The sequence below is a fragment of the Anaerobacillus alkaliphilus genome, assembly GCF_004116265.1.
GTDB classification, from domain to species: Bacteria; Bacillota; Bacilli; order Bacillales; family Anaerobacillaceae; genus Anaerobacillus; species Anaerobacillus alkaliphilus.
Genome location: NZ_QOUX01000042.1, coordinates 86,117 through 109,837, shown reverse-complemented (window position 1 = coordinate 109,837; position 23,721 = coordinate 86,117). Strand labels below are relative to the sequence as shown.

The following is a 23,721-nucleotide window of genomic DNA, read 5'->3' as shown; positions in this document are numbered from 1 at the left end:
TTAATCTTCCTTCGTAATTTCAATATAGATGTCATCTAGCGCAGCCTTTGGCATGTTTGTTTTTTCTCGTAGCTCTTCTAGAGTTCCTTCTACAATGATTTTTCCGTGATGAAGCATGATAAAGCGATCACAATACCTCTCTGCTGTCGAAAGTATATGAGTAGACATGAGAATCCCCGCTCCTCTTTCTTTCATAGACACAATATGATTTAGTAAAGATTTAATAGCGATTGGGTCTAAACCAATAAATGGTTCATCGACAATATAAAGAGGTGGATACAATAAAAAGGCACACATGATCATCACTTTTTGGCGCATCCCTTTTGAAAAGTGCCCTGGAAACCAATTAAGCATTTTTTCCATGCGAAACTCTTTTAATAGATATGTACTTCTTTCCTTTAGTTCCTCTTCGGTTAAACCATATGCCATTGCCGTAACTTGTAAATGTTCCTGTAATGTTAAGTCTTCATATAATATGGGTGTCTCAGGAATATACGCATACGAACGACGATATTCGTTAGGGTCGTCTAGAAACTTCTTGCCGTTAATGCGAATTTCACCTGTCTGAGCCTCCATTAAACCTAGAATATGTTTTATCGTCGTACTCTTTCCAGCACCATTTAACCCAATTAATCCAACAATTTCCCCTTTATTAACGGAAAAAGAAATATCATGCAAAACAGGCTTACCCTTATGATAGCCGCCATGTAGTCGATCCAACTGTAATAGTTTATTCATCCCATTTCTCCTTATTTAGAAAAAATTTACACTATTACTATACTATCAGATTTTCGTGATGATTGGTAATTACCTACTACTTTATAAAAACCAAAAAGGTCAACCTTTTACTTGATTTTTTAAAACTAGTTATGGAAAAATTAGCTATAATAGAAAATATTCTTTAGTTATTTAGGATACAATGGTTAGAATAAAAGGTTTTGAAAGGGTGATTACAATGTCAAACCATGACAACTGTATTTTTTGCAAAATCGTTAATGGTGAAATTCCCGCAGCAAAAGTTTTCGAAAATGAACATGTCCTAGCATTCCTCGATCTTAGTCAAGTTTCTAAAGGACATACACTCGTTATTCCAAAACTTCATCAAGAAAATATTTTTGAATTAAAGCCAGAAACAGCAAAAGAATTATTTAGTGTGGTTCCGAAAATTGCTAATGCAATAAAAGATGCATTTCAACCATTAGGACTGAACATATTAAATAACAACGGTAAAGCCGCTGGACAAACTGTTTTCCATTATCATTTACATCTGCTTCCCCGCTACGGGAAGGGGGATGGCTTTGGCGCTGTATGGAAAGACCATAGCAGCCAGTATTCAGGGGAAGACCTTAAGCAAATTGCGAAAGACATATCTTCATCTCTAAAGTAAAACTAGCCTCATGGCTAGTTTTTTTCTATTTAAAAATTTTAAGAATAATGAAAAAACATATAGCCTATTGGACTTCTGCATGTTAGGATATAAATAAATTTTAACCATTTAAAGTGTGAATGTATAAGTTAGGGAGTGAAATCGTGAAACGAGCGTACAATTTTAATGCTGGTCCTTCTGCACTACCAGAAATAGTGTTACAACAGGCACAAGAGGAACTACTGAATTTTCGTGATACTGGAATGTCTGTGATGGAGCTCAGCCATAGAAGCAAAGAATTTGAAACTATTCACAACGAGGCACAAAGCTTATTAAAAGAGCTATTAAACATTCCTGAAAACTATGAAATCCTCTTTTTACAAGGAGGCGCTAGTCTACAATTCACTATGGTCCCAATGAATTTTCTAAATGGGAACGAAATAGGAAATTATGTTCTTACAGGCGTTTGGTCAGAAAAGGCTCTAAAAGAAGCAAAGATCTTAGGACGTGCTACAACAGTTGCTGCAAGTACGAAGGAAGAAAACTACAGTCGAATACCTAACTTATCTGAACTAATTGTCTCTCCCGAGGATGCTTACTTACACATAACATCCAACAACACGATTTACGGAACCCAGTGGAAGGATTTTCCTGAAACTAAGGATTCAATGCTAATTGCTGATATGTCCAGCGATATATTAAGTAAACCGCTACCAATTGAAAGATTTGCAATGATATATGCAGGGGCTCAGAAAAATCTAGGGCCTTCTGGGGTTACAGTTGTAATTGTCCGTAAAGACTTGCTAGAAAAAGTATCATCTAGTTCAATTCCAACAGTTCTTAGATACGATACACATGCGATAAACAATTCACTCTACAATACCCCACCAACCTTCTCAATTTATATGTTGAACAAGGTATTACACTGGGTCAAAGACCTTGGTGGGGTCAAGGAGATAGCCACCGCTAACGAGATTAAAGCATCACTACTATATGATGTGATTGACCAAAGTAACGGTTTTTATAGAGGTCATGCGGAGAAAGACAGTCGTTCATTAATGAATGTCACCTTCCAGTTACCTACAAATGAATTAGACAAGAAATTCCTCGCAGAGGCTAAGGAAGCTGGATTTATTGGTTTAAATGGCCATCGCTCTGTTGGTGGCTGTAGAGCATCACTATATAACGCTGTTCCTTATGAGGCGTGTAAAGCACTTCAGCAATTTATGATAATGTTTAAAGAAGAAAATCAAACTAACTAAAAAATGTAGCTCTGCCTCAAGGTCTATGGACTAAAGAGGCAGTCTTATTTTCATTCTCTAAGATCATCCAACTCCATATACGTAGAAAATAATACCTATGAGAAAGCTTACACACCCATAGAAGCCCAGCATTCTACCATATCTTATATACATCTCTCTATGTTCTATTTCAAATTTCATTTTCTTGACTAAAGAGAACGTGTGAATCATTCCATACATGAAGAGTAGCGCTAAAGCGAATAATCCAAAGACAAAACCATACATTTTCATTCCCTCCCCTTTATGCATCTTTTTTTAAGCTCATTAGTACTGTGGGCAAAAGAATATTATTGAAATATTATAATTATATTCAAAGATTGGGCAAAGTGTGATAATCTAATAAAAAAACGGAAAACCCTAAAGAGGAAAGGATTGGTGAAAATTATGAATGGAAAATCGCTATTCTACGGTTTTATCACAGGAAGTGTTATCGGTGGGACAATTGCTTTGCTATCTACTCCAAAATCAGGAAATGAAGTACAACAATTAGTAGTTAGCAATGTCAACAATCTTATGACTTCTCTCACCAATGTTCGAGAAAAGACAGTTCAACTTAGAAACCAGGTAGAATCCGTGGCAAAAGATGGGGCTTCAACTTTTAAGACAGTTACGTCTGATGTTAAAAACTCAATTAATGAGTGGAAAAAGGATGTTGAACCTACAATGAATGACATCCAAAAGAGTATTCAAGAACTCCATGAGACCATTGATCAACTTGAAAAAGAAATCAAAAGACCATTAACCTAATACTTGTTACAAAAGCTAAGTAATCCTTTAGCAATTGCTGAGAATGTCACAAAATTAAAGCAAAAAAGACATAACTTGGCTTCAAGTCATTCATTATGACGGGAGCCTTTTTTGTCTATTTGGCACATAAATTCTAAAAACTTCTCCTTTAAAGCTCTACTGCAGTGCATATTTTCAGAAAAATAAAATAAATTCAATTTTATGTTGTTATTAGTTTAGATAATATGCTATTATGTAAATAACATTTTACTGAAAAAATAATGAAAATTCTAAATTGCTTTACTCTTTGTATCATCAATTCATATTTATACGGAGGTTTTATATGGATAAAAGTGCGCCATACTCCATTAAACAATCAATTATATTTTCTCATAAAGTGGCTCAATTAAGTAAAGCTTTATGGAAGTCCACGGAAAAGGATTGGCAAAACTGGATTAAGCCGTTTGAATTAAACATTAATGAACATCATATTCTACTTATTGCTTATCAACTGGAGGGGGCCTCCATTTCTGATATTGCGAAATTTGGTGTCATGCATGTATCTACAGCCTTTAATTTCTCAAAAAAATTAGAGGAAAGAGGATTACTTACATTCTCAAAGAAACAAAATGACAAGCGTAACACATATGTATACTTAACTGCTGAGGGCGAAAGACTACTCTTAGACACTTTAGAAGTATACGATCCGAAGAATAATGGTGTATATGAGGGGTCATTGCCGATTAAAGAGCTTTATGGAAGATTTCCGGAATTTTCAGAGCTAATGACTATTGTCAGACATATTTACGGGGCAGATTTCATGCTAATCTTTGAAAAAACACTTGAAAAAATGGAACAAGATTTTAGTGAGGAAAATGGGAAGTTAATTGCAAAGCCTAGTGCGAATGCTGAAACAATTTAATTTTTCTGGATAATTGAAATAAACTCAGCCATCAACCCTTGATAGATGCCTTGTTCGTACAAAGCATCTATTGTTTTATGTGGATTTAACTTATAATTAAGCATACCAACAAAGTGTGTGAGAAGAGGGAGAAACGTAACAAATCCCTCTTCTTTTTGCCTTTTATACTCATTGTTTAATTTTGTACAGAGAACATAAATTTCCTCAACTTCTTTTTTTGAAAGCTCATGTTTAATGATTAGTGCATAAAAAGGGTAGGAGTTATTAATTACAGACAGAAAAAGTTCTTGATAGAACTCTAATCTTAGCATTTTATCTTCATTTGTTTCCATAATAATCCCCTTTCGTATGATTTGTCATTATACATGAGTTCTCGCAGGAGTGGCAACATGTGAAAACGTGTGTCCTTGTTATTAATTATTACCCTTAGACACCAGTTCAAATTCAATTTGATCGCTTTCTAAATCAAATTTTATTATTCTAATATACATTGTTTCTAATGCCTCTATATCATTTAGCCTTAAAAATATCATTTCCTCATTCACATCAACCAGGATCCATTCAGGAAAACTAATGGTGTTCTTGATAAGTCTAAACAGCGTTTCAGATGGTAATCGGAATTCTCCAATTTGAAATTTTTCACTTCTCAATGCCAAATTCCCACCTTGTACTTCAGGCTGCAAATACAATTGAAATGGGACAGTTCTTCCGAGCAGTGGGACAGCAGCTTCTAACAATACGTGTTCATCTAAGATAATTTGAAAATTCCGTCCGTGGTCACGTGTAATTTGTTCCGCCAAAAAGTAATTAAGCTTTTCTTTTGTTGTTGTAATAACAAACAAAGTCTCTCCACTTGACTGATAACTGTCATACCCATAATTTGTGGATGCCGGGAATAGGAGATAAAACGTAACCAATAATATAACAATCAGTAATAATAAGCTACTTGTTAGGCAAAAAAATGCAAGTTTCCACCAATTTTTATTTTTCCCCAAAGTATCAACTCCTTTATATTTTAAGGTAAAAAGCTATCTTTTTTAAAGAAAATTTGATAAAGTTATAGATGGTATCCTACTGAATGGAGGTAACTAATGCTAATTTTTTATTTTCCTTTTGCATTATTTATTTTATTTATGATTAATTCAATGACCAATACTTTATGTCTTCAAAAAGAAATTCCTGAAGAAAAACAACCTAAAGTATTTCGGACAATTAATGTCTTAATTACAATACTACTAACATCATCATATATAAAAATCCTCTTCACATAAAGTGAAGAGGATTTTTAATTTATTTTTTTTATTTCTAACAAATTTATGCTATAGTATTCATTGTGCCGAATTAGAAGATAGTTTAAGGAGAGTTGCAAAATGAAGAAATTGGTTACAGCAATAGCTTTAACAGGTCTTATTGCACTTACAGCTTGTAATGGTAATAGTAATGGTGACACTGAAAGCAACATTGTAGCAGAAATTGAGGGGCAAGCAATTACAGAAGCAGAATTTGTTGAAGCACTTAAGGAAAAACATGGAGAAGCTGTCCTTTTTTCTTTAGTACAAGACAAAATATTTGCTGCACATGCACAAAGACTTAATGTTACTGACGAAGACATTGATAAAGAACTGAACGAAGTCCGTGATGCTTATGACTTAGGTGAAGATGAAGCTTTCTTGAGCTTTTTAAACACGCAAGGATTTTCAAGCATTGAAGATTTCCGTAATTTAGTTATGCAACATTTAGTTGTACAAAAGGTTGCTTCAGAAGGCGCTGTAGTTACTGAAGAGGAGGTTCGTGCGGAATATGAAGCTGGTCGCGAGTTAGAAGCGAGCCATATTTTAGTACAGGACCTAGAAACAGCTGAAGAAATCTTAGCTAAACTTAATCAGGGCGAAGATTTTGCTGAACTAGCCCAAGAGTACTCTATTGACCCTGGAAGTGGTGCAGCAGGTGGAAGCTTAGGTTCGTTTGAACGTGGTCGAATGGTACCAGAATTTGAACAAGCAGCATTTTCTCTAGCTGTTGGAGAAATTAGTGACCCTGTTCAATCTGATTTTGGTTACCATATCATTAAAGTTACTGAACGTACTCCTTTTGAAGAGTCTTTTGAGGATGTAAAAGATGAACTTGAGGCATTGCTAGCAAGAAGACAAGCCCGTCCACTTGAAGAGGTTCAGCGCGAAATAATGGACACAGCTAATGTTCAGATTAAAGACGAGCAATTTAAGCATGTATTTGATCGTTAGAAATATTTAACAGGACTATGCTTCCTAGAGAAGCTTAGTCTTTTTCCTTTTGCATATAGGGTATCCCTCACCGAAATGCAGAATTCCATTTCTGCCCAGTACGAATCACTCATGTATTACATACAGTGATTAAGAGGCTAAGACCTCCTAAACTTTCTGAAAGGGTGATTTAACATGGCAGGATGTTTCACAGGAGCACCAGTTACAGGTGGAGCAGGAGCAGGATTTGCATTAATCCTAGTTCTATTTATCTTATTAGTAATCATCGGTACAGCATACGTTGGTTATGGTTACTAATTAAAACAGTGAAAGGAGCTGACCTGCGTCAGCTCCTTTTATGTTTTAATTAATTGTTTGGTTATCTTGGCGACGTTTACGAATTGGCTCCATAAACGCTTCACCTTCTTGTTCAATCCAGCGTTGCTCAGTTTCTCGGTCTTCTTTTTCATATTTAAACGAAAGATAACCACTAATGAAAATTCCGCCAATTAGTAAATACACCCACCAAGGGCTCATTTGAACAAAAGCTGCCATTGGAGTTGTGAGAAGTAATATCCGAATAACGAATAGCACTAAAAGTCCTCCTATTAAAGCTCCTACAAATTTTACTGGATTCATATAATACCACCTCTATTAATAGTTTTCTTACTAGTAGTCTATTCTACTCTATTAATAGATATGCCTATTTAAATTATGAATTTTGAATTGTCAATTGGATTTAGTAGAGCTTCGAAGCAACTCTCTCGCCATTCATAATTCATAATTCATAATTCATAATTCATAATTCATAATTCATAATTCATAATTCATAATTCATAATTTTTTCATTCCTGAAAAGTAGGTTTATAGAAACTACGGTTGTCCATGGCATATACTTTATCACTAAATTCGCCTGGCTTTACTCTCTCTAACGCACGATCTAGCATATTCATTTTCGCGTCTATATTATCAATCATGTGGAGCATTTCTGCTTCTCGGATTAAAGGTGCTTTCGGACTTCCCCATTCACCTTTTGAATGGTGACTCAACACAAGATGCTGTAAAATCATAACCTCTTCACCATCTATTCCTAACTCTTTGGCTACTTGTCCAATTTCATTTACCATGATAGAAATATGACCAAGGAGTTTTCCTTCTAGTGTATAGGTTGTTGCAACAGGACCTGACAGCTCTATGACTTTACCTAAATCATGTAAGATAACCCCTGAATACAGTAAATCTGTATCCAATGATGGGTATAAATTTGCTAATGCTTTGGCTAAATCTAGCATAGAAACTACGTGAAACGCTAGCCCTGAAACGAACTCATGATGGTTCTTGGTTGCTGCTGGCACTTCAATAAATGCTTCTCGATGTTTTTTTAATAGATGACGAGTGATTCTTTGAATGTTTGCGTTTTTCATTTCAAAAATATATTGAGTTACCTTTGCTAACATTTCCTCAGGGTCTTGTGGAGCACATTGGAGAAAATCAGCCAATTTCACATGATCCATAGCGGTAGTGGGACGAATACCCTTTATCTTTAATTGCTGTTTTCCTCGATAATCATGAATATCTCCTGTTACATGAATAATAATACTACTAACAAAAGCAGCTTCGTCTTCTACATTACAATCCCATAGTTTTGCTTCTACTTCCCCAGTATGGTCTCCTAGTTGTAGCGTCAAAAACGGCTTACCATTACTTGCTAGCCCTTTTGTAGCCGACTTAATTAGTAGATAACCATCTATTTTTTCACCCGTTTGATAATGTACAATCCCTTTTCGCATGAATGTACCCCCAATCTTTTAATATGTTACAAAGGTAAATGAATTGCTTAATTACCTTAGGCATTTACATTTAGTATCGTAATGGCGATACTAAGAAATTATGAAATTCATTGAGGTAAGAAAATTTTAAAGTTAACTCCTTCTGCCTCATTTTTCACAGTAGGAAAACCTCCATGAAGCTCTGCTATACGTTTTACTATAGCCAGTCCAAGTCCAAATTGTCCCTTGTTTCCTTTACGGAAAGGTGTAAATATATGACCTAGCTCTTTAGTTGGTATACGCTCACCATTGTTTTTGACAGTAATCTCTAAAGTTTCATTAACAATCTCTGCTTTTAACCAAATTGTTGTTTCTGCATAACGTAATGCGTTCTCTACTAAATTTTCTAGTAAAATTTGTATTTGTTCCTTATCTGCATTAAACGTTACATCTGCTCCCTCAATGATGATTGTGACATCATTTCGTTGAACCCTGTAGCGTTCCTGTAATAAGTAAGCTAATGAACCAAAGACAATTTTATCACGGTGAACAATTTCTTCTTTAATAGAGTCTAGCTTTGTAAAGTAGAGCATATCTTTCACACGCTTTTCCATCCGATTGGTTTCTTCAATGATCACATCCATTGCTTGTCCAATGTTCTCTTGGGGATATACTCCATCCTTAACTGATTTGGCATAGCTCTTAACAACCATGATTGGGGTTTTCAGTTCATGTGAAGCATGCTGAATAAAGGTTTTCTGTGCTTTATCATAATTCATTAAGTTTTGTCGCATCTGTTCAAATTGAAAAGAAAGTTTTTGAAAGTCTTTATCACCTTTCCATTCAAATGGTTCTTGCCAATTTCGGTTAGAAATCTGTTCAAAATGATTCCCCAACAGTGTAAGAGGTTGTCGCAAGTAATTTTTTAACCAAAAGGCTGGGAAGAGCCCTAGTAAACTGGCTAATATTAAAATATAAAGCAGACGTTCCCATAGCTGTTTGACCATGTTGTCACGATATGAATCCCACATGTAAGAAATGTGGGACACTTCTCCAACGACGGTATTAATCTTTAACACAACATAGAAAACAGTTGACCCACCGTACGTTAGTTCATACCTACCCCGGTCGGTCATTTGTCTAGACGAGCGATCTCTCATTTCATTTAACACAACATCCGGAACAGGATCACCCTGTAGCCTTCCAAATTGATTGACGAAGAAAAGATGACCCACTGAACGTTCTGCTTCTCTTCTTGTGATAAAATCAATTTCTGACTGTGGTGGAGCTGTTTGCTGAGGCGCTTGGTAGCGATCTTGTTCTTCTTCAATAATTCGGTAGGTTTCCCCAGTTAATGTACTTTTTATTGAGATCGGATAAATAATAACTAACAATAATGCTACGATGAAGATTAACGAAATAAAGGAAAGCCAAATTCTATGTGTCAAGTTGACATGGTTCATGATGATAAGACCCGGTACCCAAATCCATAAAGTGTTTCAACATGAAGACGAGGTAATTTTTTTCTGACCCTTCGTACAACATCATCAACCGCCCGTTCTGACCCATAATAATCTGTTCCCCAGACGTATTCAATAATTTCTTCTCGGGAAAATGCTTTACCAATGTTTGAAGTAAGAAGGATAATCAAATCTAACTCTTTCGTTGTCATCTCTAGTAGTTCACTACCATCATAGATATTTCGAGTTTCAGGATCGATGTAATAGCCATTCAATTCTAGTCGCTTCTTCTCAGATTGGGCTGTTGAATGATAGGCGCGTGACACGATTCTTTTTACTCGAATGATTAATTCCTCTGGCAAAAACGGTTTCGCTAAATAATCATCACTCCCTAACTCAAGGCCTAACACTCGGTCTAAATCCTTATCCCTAGCGGAGATGAAAATAACTGGTGTATCACTCTTAGATTTAATTGCTTTCAATAATTGATAGCCGTCCAAATTAGGAAGCATAATATCCAAGATCCATAAATGTGGAGTAGCGTGATTAATCGCGTCATAAGCATCTTGTCCATCCGCAAAGTGATAAACATCCCACCCCTCTCTGATCATGTATGCTTTTAATATATCTGCTAAATTTTTTTCATCTTCTACTAAATTTATAATATATTTTTCCAATTATTGTCACCCTTTTATTAAGTATTTACCTTACTTCTTATTTTATCGGAAAAAAGAAAAAATCCTAGTAGATTTTATCAAACCTTTTCAGGAATGAAAAGGAATTGCTGACGTCTATTTCCCAGTTAATAGGAAGTGATGATTGGAAATTTCAGTTGCCATAAAAGGATGGCAGGTAAAGAAAATAATCTGGTGTTCTTTAGAAATTTCTTTTATCAGTTCAATTGCCTTAAGCCTACGTTCTCTATCAAAGTTCACAAGGATGTCATCCATTAAAATTGGGAACGATGTTTGCTTTGAATGTACTGTTGCTAACGCAAATCGTAATGCTAGGTACAACTGCTCTTTTGTGCCTTGACTTAGCTCATTAGGCTGAAATTTGAGGCCGTCTTGGCGTTCTACAATAAATCTCTGTTCACCTATTGGGGCAGTCAATTGAATATATTCTCCATCAGTCAGATACTTAAACATTCTTGTAGCTTCTTTTACTACTTGTGGTTGTCTTTCTTTTTCATATACTTTCTTGGCTTCATCAATTAAGAATTGAACAGTACGGTGTAGTGCCCATTTTTTCACTTCAACATTTAGAATTCCCTTTTCAATTTCTAAATTATGTAGCGAAAGAGAATAATTACTACCTTCTTCTAATTCTGCTATTTCTAATTCAATTTTTGCTACTCGCTCTAATAACTTTCTTTCCTCTGCCCGTAAACTAGTTAGGTTTGTTTCAATTTCAGTTATCTTATCTTCGAGTATATCTTGATAACTCAAGACATCACTTTCTAGCTGCTCAAGCGTTGTATCTGAGCTTAGTACAGGGATAATTTGGCTGTTGTAAACACGTAATTTTGCTTTTATTTCCTGACTTTCTACCCATGCGTTTCCCTTTTGGCGAAATTCCTCTTCAGTGTTCACATGAGCATTTTTCCACAGTTTTTCTATTTCTAACTGATACTGATTTCGTTTTGCTTCTACAGACTGAATGGCTTCCTTAAACTGGTTTGCCTCTGCGGAAAATCTTTGAACAACCTTTTCTTTTTCTAGTTCACTACTTAAATAATTAGATAATCGCTCAACATTTTGCTGAAAGTTTTCCAAATTATAAGGTAGAGATAATCCCATACATAATTTTTCTACTTTTTTCTCTAACTTTTCTAAATCCATTTTGAGAGAACTTGCTTTTGCTTCAATAAAGCTAATTTGACGATTTTTCTTTTTGAGTTCTTCCATCATTTTTAATAACTTTAGATAATGAGTAGCATCCAGACCAATTGGATATCGGTAATCATTAGCCCAAGTCCCAAGTTGCTCTTGAAAAAAAGTCATTGTAATCTCCGATTTATCTAACTCTTTACAACTATACTCAAAGTGATTAGTTGCTTCAATCAAAGTTTGTTTCAACAGTTGTAACTGTTCTCTTCTCTCTTGGTCCCTTTGTAACAACATGTGATCATGTTCAAATAAACTATTGTTCCTCATTTTTAGTTGCTCTTGAAGTTTAAGCTTATTCTCTTCTTGTTTTTCCTTCTCTTGTTTTAGGTCATTTAATACAGCATGTAAGGATTTATTCGTAGCCCATTTACTAAGTATCAAACTTGTAACCACCGTAATAAGTAAGACAGCTGCTAATAACCATTGGTCATTAAAAATCAGGATCGTCGCTCCAAGAACACTGGTAATAATTCCTATTACGAATAAGAGTGTTGACCGACTGTTCTTTTCTTTCTGGAAATATTTCGATTGATTTGAAAGTGTTTGAAGACTGTTGTCAATGAAAGCTAGTTGCTGTTTTAAGTCTTTTTCTGTGCTTTGTTCAGCTACTTTTCTTTCTAAATCAAGTTTTGTTTTTTCGTCTAATAATTGCAATTTCAGCGACTTTACGATATTTTCTTTTTCTTCAAGGGTTTTTCTCGCCTGCTCATATTGAGATTGCAGAAAAATTTGGTGCTGTTTCAATTTTACTTCTTGTTCGATAAGAACTGTAAGTTTTTCTTCAGCAACATAACCTGTTTCAAAGTCTGCATGATCGTATCCAAGCTTATCAAGCATAATCCGATATTCTTGTTGTTCAAACTGTATTTGTTGCAAAAGTAATCCAAGCTCGTCCTTTTTTGTCTCGTAAAGCTTGCGAGATTCCTTCACTTCACCTACCGATTGTTCAAGCTCAGTAAGATTTGAGCTGATGACCAGTTTCTGTTTCTCTGTAAAAATTAATTCAAGCTTTTTACGATAAACGTTTAGTTCCCCTTCGGCTTCTACACAATTTTCATTAAGTGCCTCTAATCGCTGCAATCCATCTACTGGGAATGGTTCATAAGGAGGCAATTGCTCTAGCCTGTTCTCATACATCTTCTTATTTTGGACAACTAAGGCGATTGATCTAAGTTTTTCAAAATAGCGATAGCTTCGATTTAATTCTAGTTGTACATCATTTCCCTTTTCAATTCGCTTGGCCAAACTCGCTCTCTCATTTGTTAGTTGTTCATATTGATTACGTTTTTTTCGCCAAGAAGCCATTGACTCTTCTGCTTCAATAACCTTGCTTACTTGTTCATTAATTATCGGTTTTCTACCGGTGGGTTTATATAGAGTTTGTAGGACTTTTTCATTTTTCTTCTCAATCTCTAATAAGTTATTACGACCTGCAATTCCAACACCAAACATAAATTTATTAATTTCATCCGAATGTAGATGCTCAAGCGATTGTAAGTCCGTTAACCCGAAAGAATATATTCCTCTGTATGTCGTTCTGTCAATCTCACCGAGAATAAGATTTAACTCTACTTCATTTCCGATGGTACCATCCTCGAAATACAGCTTGACGTCACCTACCGCTTTACCACTAATCCTTTCGATCGTAACTCTTCCATATTTTATTGACTCAATGACAATACTTCCGCCATAACGCCCACCAAGCCTAGGTTCATAACGAAGTTCGTTTGATTGCTTTGTAGGAAAGCCAAATAGAATACAACGAATAAAAGCCATCAGGGTTGATTTTCCTGCTTCATTTTCCCCAAGTATGAGAAAAATTGGATCTCTTGGTAATTCAATCTGATAATTTTGAAAGCGACCAAACCCATAAATATGTAATTTTATTATTTTCATTGGCTAATCATCCCTATCTTTTAATAATTCATTGATGAGATAACTTTCCGCTTCTAGTAAAAGCTGTTTTTGTTCTGCGTCGGAGAAGGTTGTTACAAATCTTTTCAATCTTTGATTTCCAAATACTTCATCAAGTACGTTATCTAAAGGTTCTTCTTCGATCTTTAATCGCTCAACTGCAGAAATAATATCACTTAGTAAATTTTGGTCCTTTTTTAGTTGCTCCTTATCCCACTCCCCTGTAGTATCTTGTTTCTTGTCTATAACATAGGTGAAATACTGTTTATTCTCCTGACCTAAGTTTAGAATTTCAATGAATTCTTCGCCTCTTTCAATGAGAAAACTATGCAATGGTCCACTCCCAACGAAGTGAAGTATGACTACTAAACTACTTCCGCTTCCTTTTGCCTCCAATAAGAGCGACTCACAACGTTGCTGCAACTCAGTCACTTCTTCTATACCATCTATAGAAACAGTTAGTTCTTTCCATATAACGGGAGATGTAGGTAAAAAGGTTAGTGATGTTGACTTTTCAGAAGTAAGTTCAACTAAATACACCCCTTTTTCATCTAATTCTTGTTTATGCCTTCCTTGAAGATTACCAGAGTAAACTACAAATGGCGTTTCATGTAAAACCTGTCTCTTGTGAATATGTCCCAAGGCCCAATAATCAAATTCCTTTTGCACTAATTGTTGAACTGAAAAAGGTGCATAATGATCATGCCCTTCTTGTCCACTCGCAGTTCCATGGAGAATTCCTATATGAAAATCAGCAGAACTATTAGTTTTGTTAAACCATTTAACTATATTTTCTTTCACTGTTTTTTCTGGATAGCTATATCCATATAGATGTGCGACTACGTCCCTTTTCTTATATTCTGTATAACTAATTTCATCCTTAAAGAAGTAAACATTACTTGGCCATGTTAACGATATCCAATTTCCTCCTAGATGATCATGGTTTCCATGAATAATAAAACAGCTTATATTGTGCCTATGTAATTGTTCCAATGCTTTTTTTAGTTTCGTTTGAGCTTTTAAACTACGATTCTCTCCATCAAATAAATCACCAGCTACTATTACAAAATCAACTTGGTAAGCAATTGCATGGTTAATTAACGCTTGGAGTGCATCAAACGTACTTTCGCGTAATTTTTGTACGATACTTTTTGGCAAATCTCTTAATCCTTGAAACGGACTATCTAAATGCAAATCAGCTGCATGAATAAAACGAATTTTCTTCATTTTTACCCCACCCAATTTAAGTTGACTATATTATACCATTATTAACAAAACATTTGTTCTTATAAGTAGATTGTATAAAAGATTTTTATTCGCTATTAGATATCTTATCTAACAAAAAAAGCTGCTTTCAGCAGCTTCCTTAATAGTATGGTATTAGTGATAATGCAGTGATTGCTGCTAGTGGCAAAATTAGACGTTGAAAACGGCGACGTGGCGAATATGGATAACCAAAACCAGGATAGCCGTAGCCAGGGTAACCAAAACCAGGGTATCCGAATCCTGGATAGCCGAATCCAGGGTAACCGAATCCAACACCTCCAACTAAACGATCCTCACTCTCTCCCTCACGTTGCATACTTTCCCCAACAGGTACTGCTAAATATAAATTTGTGTCGTCTACATTTTCAACGATGCCATCGTACGCTTGTTGACCTGCTGTTTGAACTAATACATATCGGTGCATATGGTTCTTACAAATATCATACATACTTTGATTATGATGCATGCCCATCTCCCCTTTCCACGATATCATATTCAGAGGGTAGGCGTTTGGTCATTCTTTTAAGAAAAAAAATACTGGGCGACAATATTAACTAAATTTCCCTTTTCATATTCTTATTGTTCCAATAAGTCTAACTATTTGCTTTTGTACTTTTCAAAAACGTAAACTAATAGTATAACAACTTTGGGGGTGTAATAGATGGCAGTTTATGTTCTGACTGTTTTTGACGGTACTGGTAAGGTACTAGTAGATGAAAGATTTGATGCAAAAGATGATGCTGAGGCAAAAAAATTGGGTGAAAGTAAAATAGCTGAGCTGAAATATGAAACATACTCTAGTAGAGTTACTAAATCTTCAGGTGGTCTTGTCTTGTTTCATCAATAATAAAAGAAATAGGAATCGGTTCGTAACCGATTCCTATTTCTTCACACTTATAATTGCATGTTTAATTGTTTTCGAAATACTTCTTTAACCATATATGCAACACCATTTTGATTGTTTGATCTTGTTACCCAATCTGCTTGGTCACGAATGTACTTGGGTGCATTCCCCATCGCAACTCCTAAGCCAACTTGAGTAATCATTTCAATATCATTATCATAAGCACCTATGGCGACCATCTTATTTAGGCTAATTCCTAATTTTTTCCCAAGAATTTGTAGGCCAGTAGCTTTTGAAATTCCTTCAGAAACGATTTCAAGTCCACCTTCTGATGAAGAAGTCACGTGAATTCCTGGAATTTGTTTTATTAAATCTTCCTTAGCAGCTAGTCGATCTTTTTCGTGAAAAAAGAACGCATGAATTTTTGGAGGCATAACTGGATCAGATAATAAGTAATTACTCAATGAGTCAACAAATGTTACAGGATAAAATACAGGATCACCAATACCTACGGTCATTTTAGCGACCAGAAAATTCTTTTGACGTATTTTATTCCCTATCGCAAACTTTTCGTGCATGACACGGATATGACAGTTATGTTTTTCTAACAGTTCAACAATATGAAAAGCTTTGTCATTATTTAGTCTGCGTTCAAATGTTGGACTTTCTAGTGACGATCCAATAAATGCTCCATCATGAGTGATGATATCTGTTTCCAAATTCAATGCATTTGCTACCTTTTGTGCCGAAGGAAAAGACCTACCCGTTGCTAATGTTACATAAACACCTTTTCTTTTCGCATATTCAATGGCTTCCTTTGTTTGTTTGGCTAAACGATGGTTCGATTGTAACAGCGTCCCATCTATATCTAATGCTAATAAACGATATGCCACTCTTGATCCCCCTTTTCACTACAAATGCTGTTTGGTAAAAGCCTATGTGATAAATTGGTACAATAGAACAGATCGTTGAAAATAGCCTTGCGAGATACTTTTTAAGATTAACAAAAGTTATTAGCGTTTTCCTTTTACCTGTAACAAAAAAAAAATGACCCAAAAAGGTCATTTTTTTCAAATGACCCAAAAAGGCCATTTTTTTTACTCACCAATACCGTAAAGCTCTTCTAAAGGCTCTGCGATAATTCTGTTAATGTCTCCAATTAATTGACTCATGCGTTGCTCTGCTTCCATTAATTTTCCAATTAATTCGTGCTGCTGAACAAGTTCAAAAACACTTTGTGCTTTTTGAAGCTCTTCTTCTGTTAGGTCCATGCCTTGCATTTGCTTTTGTTGAAGTTCCATTTGGATGGCACGAAATCCTTCTAACATTTGTTTCGCTTGAGCATCCTCATTTACTTTTGAATGAAGTTCAGCAAGTTGCTTAAATTCATCACTTTCTTTTAGAATTCGACCAAGCTCATGAGCCTTATCATATGCATTTGACATTACGATTACCTCCCGATTTAGCCTTTCTCCAATAAAAATTAGAAACGGCTTTTTTTATAAAGACACCTCATGACTATAACATTTTTACCAACAATATTCACCTTTTATGGGAATTAACTTAAGAATATGATAAAAATACCTTGAAAAAGACCGATTAACCCTCCTAGTAATGCGCCTAAATAGGTAATCAGTTTTAACTCACGTCTTGATATTGAAAGTACCATGTCTTCTAATCGACTAACCGAAAATTGTTCTACTTGTTCTCTTACGACATCCTCTAACTTAAGCTTGGTTAACAAAGTTACTAATTCACTTGAGACAGCCTGTCCCACCTTATTGACAGCTAAAGGAACAACTTCATTTATTAAAGGTTGTTCTATAATTAATGACCATTCTTTTAGGGGCTTATCTAATTTTGTAAATGGAACATGATCCATGATCTTTTCCTGAAGAAAAGACATCACTTCATTTACATCCATATACTCCTCTAGATCTGTTACCCGAAGTTTTTTCACCTTTCTCCATTCCTTCGTAAGAAAATCTTCAATAAGCTGATGAGTACCTTCATCATTAAGCATTTTAATAATTTCAGGCTGAATTTTGTCAACTAACCGTTCATTACCTAAGAACATCGTGATCATATTTCCAAATGTACCTTTTGCCAGAAGAAAACGATCAACCATATTAGCAAGCTGATCTATCCCTTCAGGACTGTTAAAGTAATTCTTAACTTTTTCCAAGATCAGGTGAGTTAATTGGGGTATGTATTTGTCTACTGCTTCATTAACCCCTTTAGGTACAACTTCTTCTAATTGAAGTGGGCGAATTTCTTCCACCATAACATTGAGCTTCTTATTTAGCCAACGCTCAAGCCCAGCTCTAGCTTTTTCTTTTCCATTTGTAATCCCAAACCACTTTTCTAACACATTAACTAACGTTTCTTCACTACTGACTAGTTTTGTTACCTCTCGTTGTACCCACTCGGTTATTTCATTAAGAAATAATTTGTCCTGTAGTTTTTTCTGTAACCCTTCTGCTGTTAGCAGGTGGTTAACAACTAATTTTCCAAGCTGCTCTGCCAGCTCACCTCTACGCTTTGGAATTAACCCAGGTGTAAAAGGTACTCTCCATTTCCCAATAAAATAAGCACGATAAGGGCGAAATAACATCTTAATTGCTAGCGAGTTTGTTACTCCTCCAATTAAAGCCCCGACTAAAACCATCATAATAACTACAACAACAACGTTCACAATGTCACTCCTCTTCTTTTCAATCACACATACGCCTACATTTACATAGGATAGCGTATCAACAAATGCCTACCTTTTTACTTGTAAATTATGAATTATGAATGTTGAATTATTGAAAGTATAACTTCGAAGTATCTTATTCCAACAAATTCATCATTCACAAGTCAGAATTCAAAATTGATAAAAATGAGTGGTCTAAATGTTCATAAGAAAAATAATTGTTCAGGTTGATAAAAATGGAAACTTTGAAAGTAGTAATCAAATAAGAATTTCAAAATCATTATGCAGAAAATGGGATTTACACCATAACAATCAAATTCAATTTCAGTTTGGTAATCAAATTGAACTAGTGACCATTGTAGAGACTCTGTCATTTAAAATGCCAACAATCGAAATTAGTTTGCCACTAGCTGAAAAAATAAGTATTCCTTTTGAAATATTGCCCATACATTGTCTATATAAACAGGAGGAGAATATTCTAAAAATCGGACCTATAATTACCTGCATCACAAACCAAATGTACCACGAGGATACAAAGTTTGGTAGCATGACGTCCTTTTTTGAAGAACTAGCACGTTTTGCAAAACGACACCATATTCTTTTTTATATCAAACCACTCCTGAAAAAAAACGAACCAACCTGTGGGTTTTCATTTCAAAATGAACAATGGGAGCAATATGTATTTCCCGATCCTGATGCTGTTTACAATCGTATAGGATCAAGGTCTTTTGAGGCCTCGGATATTTATAAAGATTTTATTGCTTCGCTCCAAGAAAATCAAATACATTTCTTTAATCACTGCTTTTTAGATAAATGGGAAATTCATGAAGCATTATCTAGTTTCCCTGAAATGGCTCCATATTTACCAAAAACAACTCTCTTTAGTGACTATGACACATTTACCGAACTGCTTACCATTTACCCTTTCATTTTTGTCAAACCAGTAAATGGGAGTCAGGGTAGACAAATCTTAAAAATCGAAAAAGTTGAAGATAAGTATCTCGTATTCTATTCATCTATTTCTCAGGAGAATTCTACCACGTTCCATTCTAGTTACCTACTTTTTAAAAGACTTAAAGAGAGACTAACAAAAAAAACATTTATAGTTCAGCAGGGGATTGATCTTATCAAGTACGAAGAAGACCGTCCGCTCGACTTTCGCATTCTTTGTATAAAAAATGAAGAAGGATTATGGAAAGTTATTTCATCGGTAGCAAGGATCTCTCCAAAAGAAAAGATGGTATCAAACCTAGCGCAAGGAGGAGAACAAAAGAGGCCACTAGAGGTACTCACTACCATGTTTGATGAGAAACTAGCTAAACAATACGTCAAATTAATGGGAGAACTTGCTGTAGAGGTTTGTAATTTGATATCTGAAAGCTACGATGGATTATTTGGAGAACTTGGTATCGATATTGGATTAGATAAAGAAGGGAAACTCTGGATCATTGAAGTCAACTCAAAACCTTCAAAGGTGGATGATGAACCTAGTGAACGTATTCGCCCATCTACTAAGTCAATTATTGCTTACTTGGCTCATTTAAGTGGATATCCATTGCAAAAGAGTGAGAAGAGGAAGGAGAGATAAATACCATGGTAACGCTCGGAATTATAGTAACAAATCTTCTCCAGGAAGAAGATTATTTCACTGCAATTGCAGAAGCTAGCGTGTTAAAAAATGTATCCATCTTTCTATTCTCACCAAAGGACATTGATCTTACTGCCCGAACTGCACGTGGAAAAGCGTTTTGTCCTCATGAAAATCAGTGGTTGACTAAGGACTTTCCACTCCCTACGTATATATATGACCGTTGTTTCTATGACAATGAGGATACATTCAAATCAATATATCCGAATATTACTTGGCTCAAATCCCAACCTGATATCCAATTTTTAGGTCATGGACTTCCAAACAAATGGGTCGTTTTCAATGCCTTAAAAGAAGACCCTTTCATTAACCACTTTTTACCTGAAACAGAGCTACTGACTACAGATACTCTCTTTACAGCCTTGTCTAGATTACATTCAATCCTAGTAAAACCAGTAAGTGGTTCTCAAGGAAAAGGTATTTTTATTGTATCAAGCAAGAACAAGAAGTTTGCTCTTACCGCTAAGAAGTACGGTACACCGTTTGAAAAGCTTTTATCCAAAAAGCAGTTAGAGCATCTGGTAGAGAAAGTTACAGAAAAAAGAAGATACCTTTGCCAACCTTTTTTATCCTTAAATAATCATGAACAGCGTCCTTTTGATCTTAGAGTTTTCCTTCAAAGAAATAGTCAAGGAGACTGGACAGAAATTGGTAGGGGCATTCGAACTGGGAAAATCGGTGATTTCACTTCAAACCTAGGAAGTGGCGGCCAAGTCGAATCCTATGAAGATTGGTTACATCTTCTTCCACTTGATGCACAACTACCGCTCCAAACTCAATTACAAGCCCTAATTGAGCGGATCCCTTCTGCGCTTGAAAAACATGGCTATGAGCTTTTTGAACTAGGGCTTGATTTCGGCTTTGATACAGATGGTAAACTATGGCTCCTAGAGGTTAACTCTAAGCCTGGAAGAAAAGTAATTACAACTAGCTTCCCACACAAAACAGCAACTTTGGCAAGTTCGCCAATTCATTATTGCCTATATTTAGATGCGAAAAGAAAAGGAGTTGGAGTTTCATGAAGCAAGAAGCACTACAGTTAGTGAGTGAAAACAGTCGTTCCGGTACTTTTTTTGTGCCAGTGGAAATGTTTAAGGAATATGTAGACCGTATGCAATTCCCTACCGCCATTTCCTTTGGGACCAAAACAGTTTCTTGTGAGGTTGCACCGCACCCTGATCAGAAAAATGAATATAAATTATCTAGTGATTTATGGGATCAGTTAATGATACCTCATGAAAGCCTTATCCATGTATTTCAGAAAGATCAAACGTTATACCTTGGACCTTTGGTAGGAATTTTCACTGCAGGATTTACTCAGTTCAATTTACGACCTATTGGAGAGCGTTCTCTATTTTTTGCTAAGCTATTATCGGTAGAAAAAAAGATCGGTGCATTTTATTTTGTTTTCGGTGCTCACCAAATTGATTGGGAAAATGGAACAGTAAATGGCTACTTTTACACAAACGAAGGCTGGAGGCAGCGTAAAGTTCCAATTCCTAATGTTGTCTATGATCGGCTCCCTAATCGAAAAGTAGAAAACCTGGAATTTTCTAAGGAAGTAAAGGAACGCCTCCAAAAAGAATATGATATTCCTTGGTTTAATCCGGGATTTTTCAATAAATGGGATATACATCAAATGCTAGTAAACGACAACGAAGCTAGTAAACATTTACCTAGAAGCTATTTTCAACCTGAATTTCACGATATTGAAAAATTATTGGAAGAGTTTAAGCAAGTTTACGTGAAGCCAGCCAATGGAAGTCTTGGCTTAGGAATTCAACAGTTAATTCAAAAGAATGATGATCCATTTGTTTATTGTCGTTTCAGAAATAATGAAGAAAATCGATTAAGAAGATATTCATCGCTAAAGCGTTTAGTGCGACGCCAATTCCCGTTTGGCTTAGAAGAAATGATAGCTCAACAAGGAATTCGGTTATTAAAATGGAATAACAATCCGATTGATTTTCGTATTCATACTAACAAAGACGACGAAGGAAAGTGGTGTGTCAGTGCAATCGCAGCAAAAATTGCCGGTACAGGTAGTATTACCACTCATGTAAAAAGTGGTGGTGAAGTAAAAACTGTCAAAGAAATTCTTCATGACATAGGTGCTACTCCTACGATCGCCAAAAAATTACATGAAACAGCCTTACTCTTAAGTGAAAAAATTGATGCAAATATGCCTGGTTTCATTGGTGAAATAGGGTTTGATATTGGTGTTGACCAAGATGAACACGTATGGATGTTTGAAGCTAATTCCAAACCTGGTAGAACAATCTTTTCCCATCCAAAGTTAAAGGGAGATGATTTACAATCACGGCGCCTTCCATTAGAATACGCAGTTTTCCTATTTAAACAATCGGTTGAAAAACAACCAGAACTCGTTAATGCTCATGGAACTTTTTTATAACATTACTAAAAATAAGTGGCTAACTGATTGTAAACAACCGTTAGTATTTGGAAAGAACAACCTCCCTATTTTATATGAGGAAGATAGTTCTGGTGTAGCCTTTAAGGTAAAAAGAAATAAAAATAAAGTTGGCCCCGTAATTGCAATCTTAACAAGCAAAGAAGGTCGACAAGATTTTTATGGAAATCGCTCTACATTTAAAAAAATCCATCATCAGCTCCAACAGACTGGTGGGATCCTCTTTGTTATGACACCTGAAGGCTACCAGGGGGAAGAAATTGACGGTTTTCTCTTTATTGAAGGAGAGTGGCGAAAAGCTTGTTTACCTTTACCTGATATTATTTACAATAGGGTTGCGTCATATCGCGCTGAAGAAAAGTTAGATGAAATTCGTAAAATGGCGCTACAAAACGCCATTCCTCTCTACAATCCCCATTTTTTTAACAAGTGGGAAACCTATAAGCAACTACTTCAGAACGATTTATGTAAAGATTATTTGCCGGATACAATGGTGATGGACGACTTTAGAAAGTTTACAGACTGGATCGAGAAATACCAAACTCTAATTGTTAAACCAGTGTTAAGTAATCGCGGAAATGGCGTATACCTTGTTAAGAAGAATATAAATCATATTGAAGTAACTTCTAATAAGGTAAAAAATAAGTATTCGTCATACGGAGAAGCTTGGGAGGCTTTAAAGTCTAAGTTACATGCTCAAACGGTAATTATCCAGAAACATATTGCTCTTAAACAATATCTTAACCGTCCTTACGATTTGAGAATATTAGTTCAACGAGTGAAAGAGCATTGGGGAGTAACTGGGATTGGTGTTCGGTGGGCTGGCCAAGGTTCTGTTACAACTCACGTTCCTCAAGGTGGATCAATTTTGCCTTTTGAAACTGTAAGTAGTGGCATTGATAGACAAGAAATTCAAAAATTAGCTATTCAAATTGCTAATCAGCTTGAATTAGCTTATGGATATCTATGTGAATTTTCGATTGATTTAGGAGTAGACGAAGCTAATCAACTCTGGATTTTTGAAATTAATTCAAAACCAATGCAATTTGATGAGCCTCATATTCAAGGAAAAGCACTGCAAACATTAATCCAGTGCTTCTATGAAGATACAGGATTTTAGTATTGAAACCTCAGGAAGCTATTGTTCTGAGGTTTTTTAATGATTATGTTTGTGAATGAATTTCATAGTTACCAAAAATGAGCCACCCAAAACCATATGTAGTTGCGAAAGGTTTAGCGCAACTACATATGGTATCTTCGTGGCAAGA

General features: G+C 35.5%; 26 protein-coding genes. 12 read left to right on the top strand and 14 right to left on the bottom strand.

Annotated elements, in window-relative coordinates; all coding sequences use genetic code 11:
• Positions 1–738, bottom strand: a complete 738-nt coding sequence (locus tag DS745_RS13430) for an ABC transporter ATP-binding protein (RefSeq protein WP_129078748.1) — start codon at positions 736–738, stop codon at positions 1–3.
• Positions 739–955: 217 nt separating this feature from the next.
• Here DS745_RS13430 and DS745_RS13425 point away from each other — a divergent pair, with 217 nt between their 5' ends.
• Together DS745_RS13425 and serC are read left to right on the top strand one after the other, a co-directional pair.
• The gene (locus DS745_RS13425) at positions 956–1,387 is read left to right on the top strand and encodes an HIT family protein (RefSeq protein WP_129078747.1); all 432 of its coding nucleotides are present in this window, start codon (positions 956–958) and stop codon (positions 1,385–1,387) included.
• Between the two features lie 140 nt (positions 1,388–1,527).
• Complete coding sequence (serC, locus tag DS745_RS13420) at positions 1,528–2,628, top strand: 3-phosphoserine/phosphohydroxythreonine transaminase (protein ID WP_241657826.1); 1,101 nt, start codon at positions 1,528–1,530, stop codon at positions 2,626–2,628.
• Between the two features lie 63 nt (positions 2,629–2,691).
• Here serC and DS745_RS13415 read toward each other — a convergent pair whose 3' ends face one another.
• Positions 2,692–2,892: a hypothetical protein gene (locus DS745_RS13415; RefSeq protein ID WP_129078745.1), complete on the bottom strand. Its 201-nt coding sequence runs from the start codon at positions 2,890–2,892 to the stop codon at positions 2,692–2,694.
• Positions 2,893–3,051: 159 nt separating this feature from the next.
• Here DS745_RS13415 and DS745_RS13410 point away from each other — a divergent pair, with 159 nt between their 5' ends.
• A complete protein-coding gene (locus DS745_RS13410) occupies positions 3,052–3,414 on the top strand; it encodes a YtxH domain-containing protein (protein WP_241657825.1) in 363 nt (120 codons plus the stop codon).
• Positions 3,415–3,736: 322 nt separating this feature from the next.
• Positions 3,737–4,315, top strand: a complete 579-nt coding sequence (locus DS745_RS13405) for an HTH-type transcriptional regulator Hpr (RefSeq protein ID WP_129078743.1) — start codon at positions 3,737–3,739, stop codon at positions 4,313–4,315.
• Here the strand turns inward: DS745_RS13405 and DS745_RS13400 are convergent.
• Positions 4,312–4,647, bottom strand: coding sequence for a DUF1878 family protein (locus tag DS745_RS13400; RefSeq protein WP_129078742.1), 336 nt, complete (start codon positions 4,645–4,647; stop codon positions 4,312–4,314). The genes DS745_RS13405 and DS745_RS13400 overlap by 4 nt on opposite strands.
• Before the next feature lie 81 nt (positions 4,648–4,728).
• Positions 4,729–5,310 carry a YpmS family protein gene (locus DS745_RS13395; protein ID WP_129078741.1) on the bottom strand — a complete coding sequence of 194 codons (582 nt, stop codon included), beginning with the start codon at positions 5,308–5,310 and terminating at the stop codon, positions 4,729–4,731.
• A 96-nt stretch (positions 5,311–5,406) separates the two neighbouring features.
• Between DS745_RS13395 and DS745_RS13390 the strand changes: the two genes are divergently transcribed.
• The 3 genes from DS745_RS13390 to DS745_RS13380 all read left to right on the top strand — a co-directional run bounded on the left by DS745_RS13390 (position 5,407) and on the right by DS745_RS13380 (position 6,855).
• Positions 5,407–5,586 carry a hypothetical protein gene (locus DS745_RS13390; RefSeq protein ID WP_129078740.1) on the top strand — a complete coding sequence of 60 codons (180 nt, stop codon included), beginning with the start codon at positions 5,407–5,409 and terminating at the stop codon, positions 5,584–5,586.
• A 99-nt stretch (positions 5,587–5,685) separates the two neighbouring features.
• Positions 5,686–6,558: a peptidylprolyl isomerase gene (locus DS745_RS13385; protein WP_129078739.1), complete on the top strand. Its 873-nt coding sequence runs from the start codon at positions 5,686–5,688 to the stop codon at positions 6,556–6,558.
• Positions 6,559–6,732: 174 nt separating this feature from the next.
• Positions 6,733–6,855 carry a YjcZ family sporulation protein gene (locus DS745_RS13380; protein ID WP_129078738.1) on the top strand — a complete coding sequence of 41 codons (123 nt, stop codon included), beginning with the start codon at positions 6,733–6,735 and terminating at the stop codon, positions 6,853–6,855.
• Positions 6,856–6,900: 45 nt separating this feature from the next.
• Here the strand turns inward: DS745_RS13380 and DS745_RS13375 are convergent, their stop codons facing one another.
• The 7 genes from DS745_RS13375 to DS745_RS13345 form a co-directional block, all read right to left on the bottom strand.
• Complete coding sequence (locus DS745_RS13375) at positions 6,901–7,176, bottom strand: sporulation YhaL family protein (protein WP_129078737.1); 276 nt, start codon at positions 7,174–7,176, stop codon at positions 6,901–6,903.
• A gap of 206 nt (positions 7,177–7,382) precedes the next feature.
• Positions 7,383–8,327 carry a 3'-5' exoribonuclease YhaM gene (gene yhaM, locus DS745_RS13370; protein ID WP_129078736.1) on the bottom strand — a complete coding sequence of 315 codons (945 nt, stop codon included), beginning with the start codon at positions 8,325–8,327 and terminating at the stop codon, positions 7,383–7,385.
• 107 nt (positions 8,328–8,434) lie between these two features.
• Entirely contained in the window at positions 8,435–9,769 is a 1,335-nt protein-coding gene (locus DS745_RS13365; protein ID WP_129078735.1) for a sensor histidine kinase, read from the bottom strand.
• Entirely contained in the window at positions 9,766–10,443 is a 678-nt protein-coding gene (locus tag DS745_RS13360; RefSeq protein ID WP_129078734.1) for a response regulator transcription factor, read from the bottom strand. The genes DS745_RS13365 and DS745_RS13360 overlap by 4 nt, the downstream gene beginning before the upstream one ends.
• Positions 10,444–10,557: 114 nt before the next feature.
• Positions 10,558–13,551 (bottom strand): ATP-binding protein, encoded by a 2,994-nt coding sequence (locus DS745_RS13355; RefSeq protein ID WP_129078733.1) that lies wholly within the window; start codon positions 13,549–13,551, stop codon positions 10,558–10,560.
• Positions 13,552–13,554: 3 nt separating this feature from the next.
• Entirely contained in the window at positions 13,555–14,796 is a 1,242-nt protein-coding gene (locus tag DS745_RS13350; protein WP_129078732.1) for a metallophosphoesterase family protein, read from the bottom strand.
• 139 nt (positions 14,797–14,935) lie between these two features.
• Complete coding sequence (locus DS745_RS13345; RefSeq protein ID WP_196121261.1) at positions 14,936–15,301, bottom strand: hypothetical protein; 366 nt, start codon at positions 15,299–15,301, stop codon at positions 14,936–14,938.
• Positions 15,302–15,496: 195 nt separating this feature from the next.
• Between DS745_RS13345 and DS745_RS13340 the strand changes: the two genes are divergently transcribed.
• Positions 15,497–15,682 (top strand): YhzD family protein, encoded by a 186-nt coding sequence (locus tag DS745_RS13340; RefSeq protein WP_129078731.1) that lies wholly within the window; start codon positions 15,497–15,499, stop codon positions 15,680–15,682.
• Positions 15,683–15,729: 47 nt separating this feature from the next.
• On the opposite strand, the gene DS745_RS13335 is transcribed toward DS745_RS13340, so the two are convergent.
• The 3 genes from DS745_RS13335 to DS745_RS13325 all read right to left on the bottom strand — a co-directional run bounded on the left by DS745_RS13335 (position 15,730) and on the right by DS745_RS13325 (position 18,374).
• Positions 15,730–16,572, bottom strand: coding sequence for a Cof-type HAD-IIB family hydrolase (locus tag DS745_RS13335; RefSeq protein ID WP_129078730.1), 843 nt, complete (start codon positions 16,570–16,572; stop codon positions 15,730–15,732).
• A gap of 204 nt (positions 16,573–16,776) precedes the next feature.
• Complete coding sequence (locus DS745_RS13330) at positions 16,777–17,124, bottom strand: YlbF/YmcA family competence regulator (protein ID WP_129078729.1); 348 nt, start codon at positions 17,122–17,124, stop codon at positions 16,777–16,779.
• Positions 17,125–17,237: 113 nt separating this feature from the next.
• Positions 17,238–18,374: a DUF445 domain-containing protein gene (locus DS745_RS13325; protein ID WP_129078728.1), complete on the bottom strand. Its 1,137-nt coding sequence runs from the start codon at positions 18,372–18,374 to the stop codon at positions 17,238–17,240.
• A gap of 199 nt (positions 18,375–18,573) precedes the next feature.
• Here DS745_RS13325 and DS745_RS13320 point away from each other — a divergent pair, with 199 nt between their 5' ends.
• The 4 genes from DS745_RS13320 to DS745_RS13305 are packed head-to-tail and all read left to right on the top strand — an operon-like array spanning position 18,574 to position 23,573.
• The gene (locus tag DS745_RS13320) at positions 18,574–19,962 is read left to right on the top strand and encodes a YheC/YheD family endospore coat-associated protein (protein WP_129078727.1); all 1,389 of its coding nucleotides are present in this window, start codon (positions 18,574–18,576) and stop codon (positions 19,960–19,962) included.
• A gap of 5 nt (positions 19,963–19,967) precedes the next feature.
• A complete protein-coding gene (locus DS745_RS13315; RefSeq protein ID WP_129078726.1) occupies positions 19,968–21,044 on the top strand; it encodes a YheC/YheD family endospore coat-associated protein in 1,077 nt (358 codons plus the stop codon).
• Positions 21,041–22,435 carry a YheC/YheD family endospore coat-associated protein gene (locus DS745_RS13310; protein WP_129078725.1) on the top strand — a complete coding sequence of 465 codons (1,395 nt, stop codon included), beginning with the start codon at positions 21,041–21,043 and terminating at the stop codon, positions 22,433–22,435. The genes DS745_RS13315 and DS745_RS13310 overlap by 4 nt, the downstream gene beginning before the upstream one ends.
• Complete coding sequence (locus DS745_RS13305) at positions 22,413–23,573, top strand: YheC/YheD family endospore coat-associated protein (protein WP_129078724.1); 1,161 nt, start codon at positions 22,413–22,415, stop codon at positions 23,571–23,573. The genes DS745_RS13310 and DS745_RS13305 overlap by 23 nt, the downstream gene beginning before the upstream one ends.
• Positions 23,574–23,721: the final 148 nt, after the last annotated feature.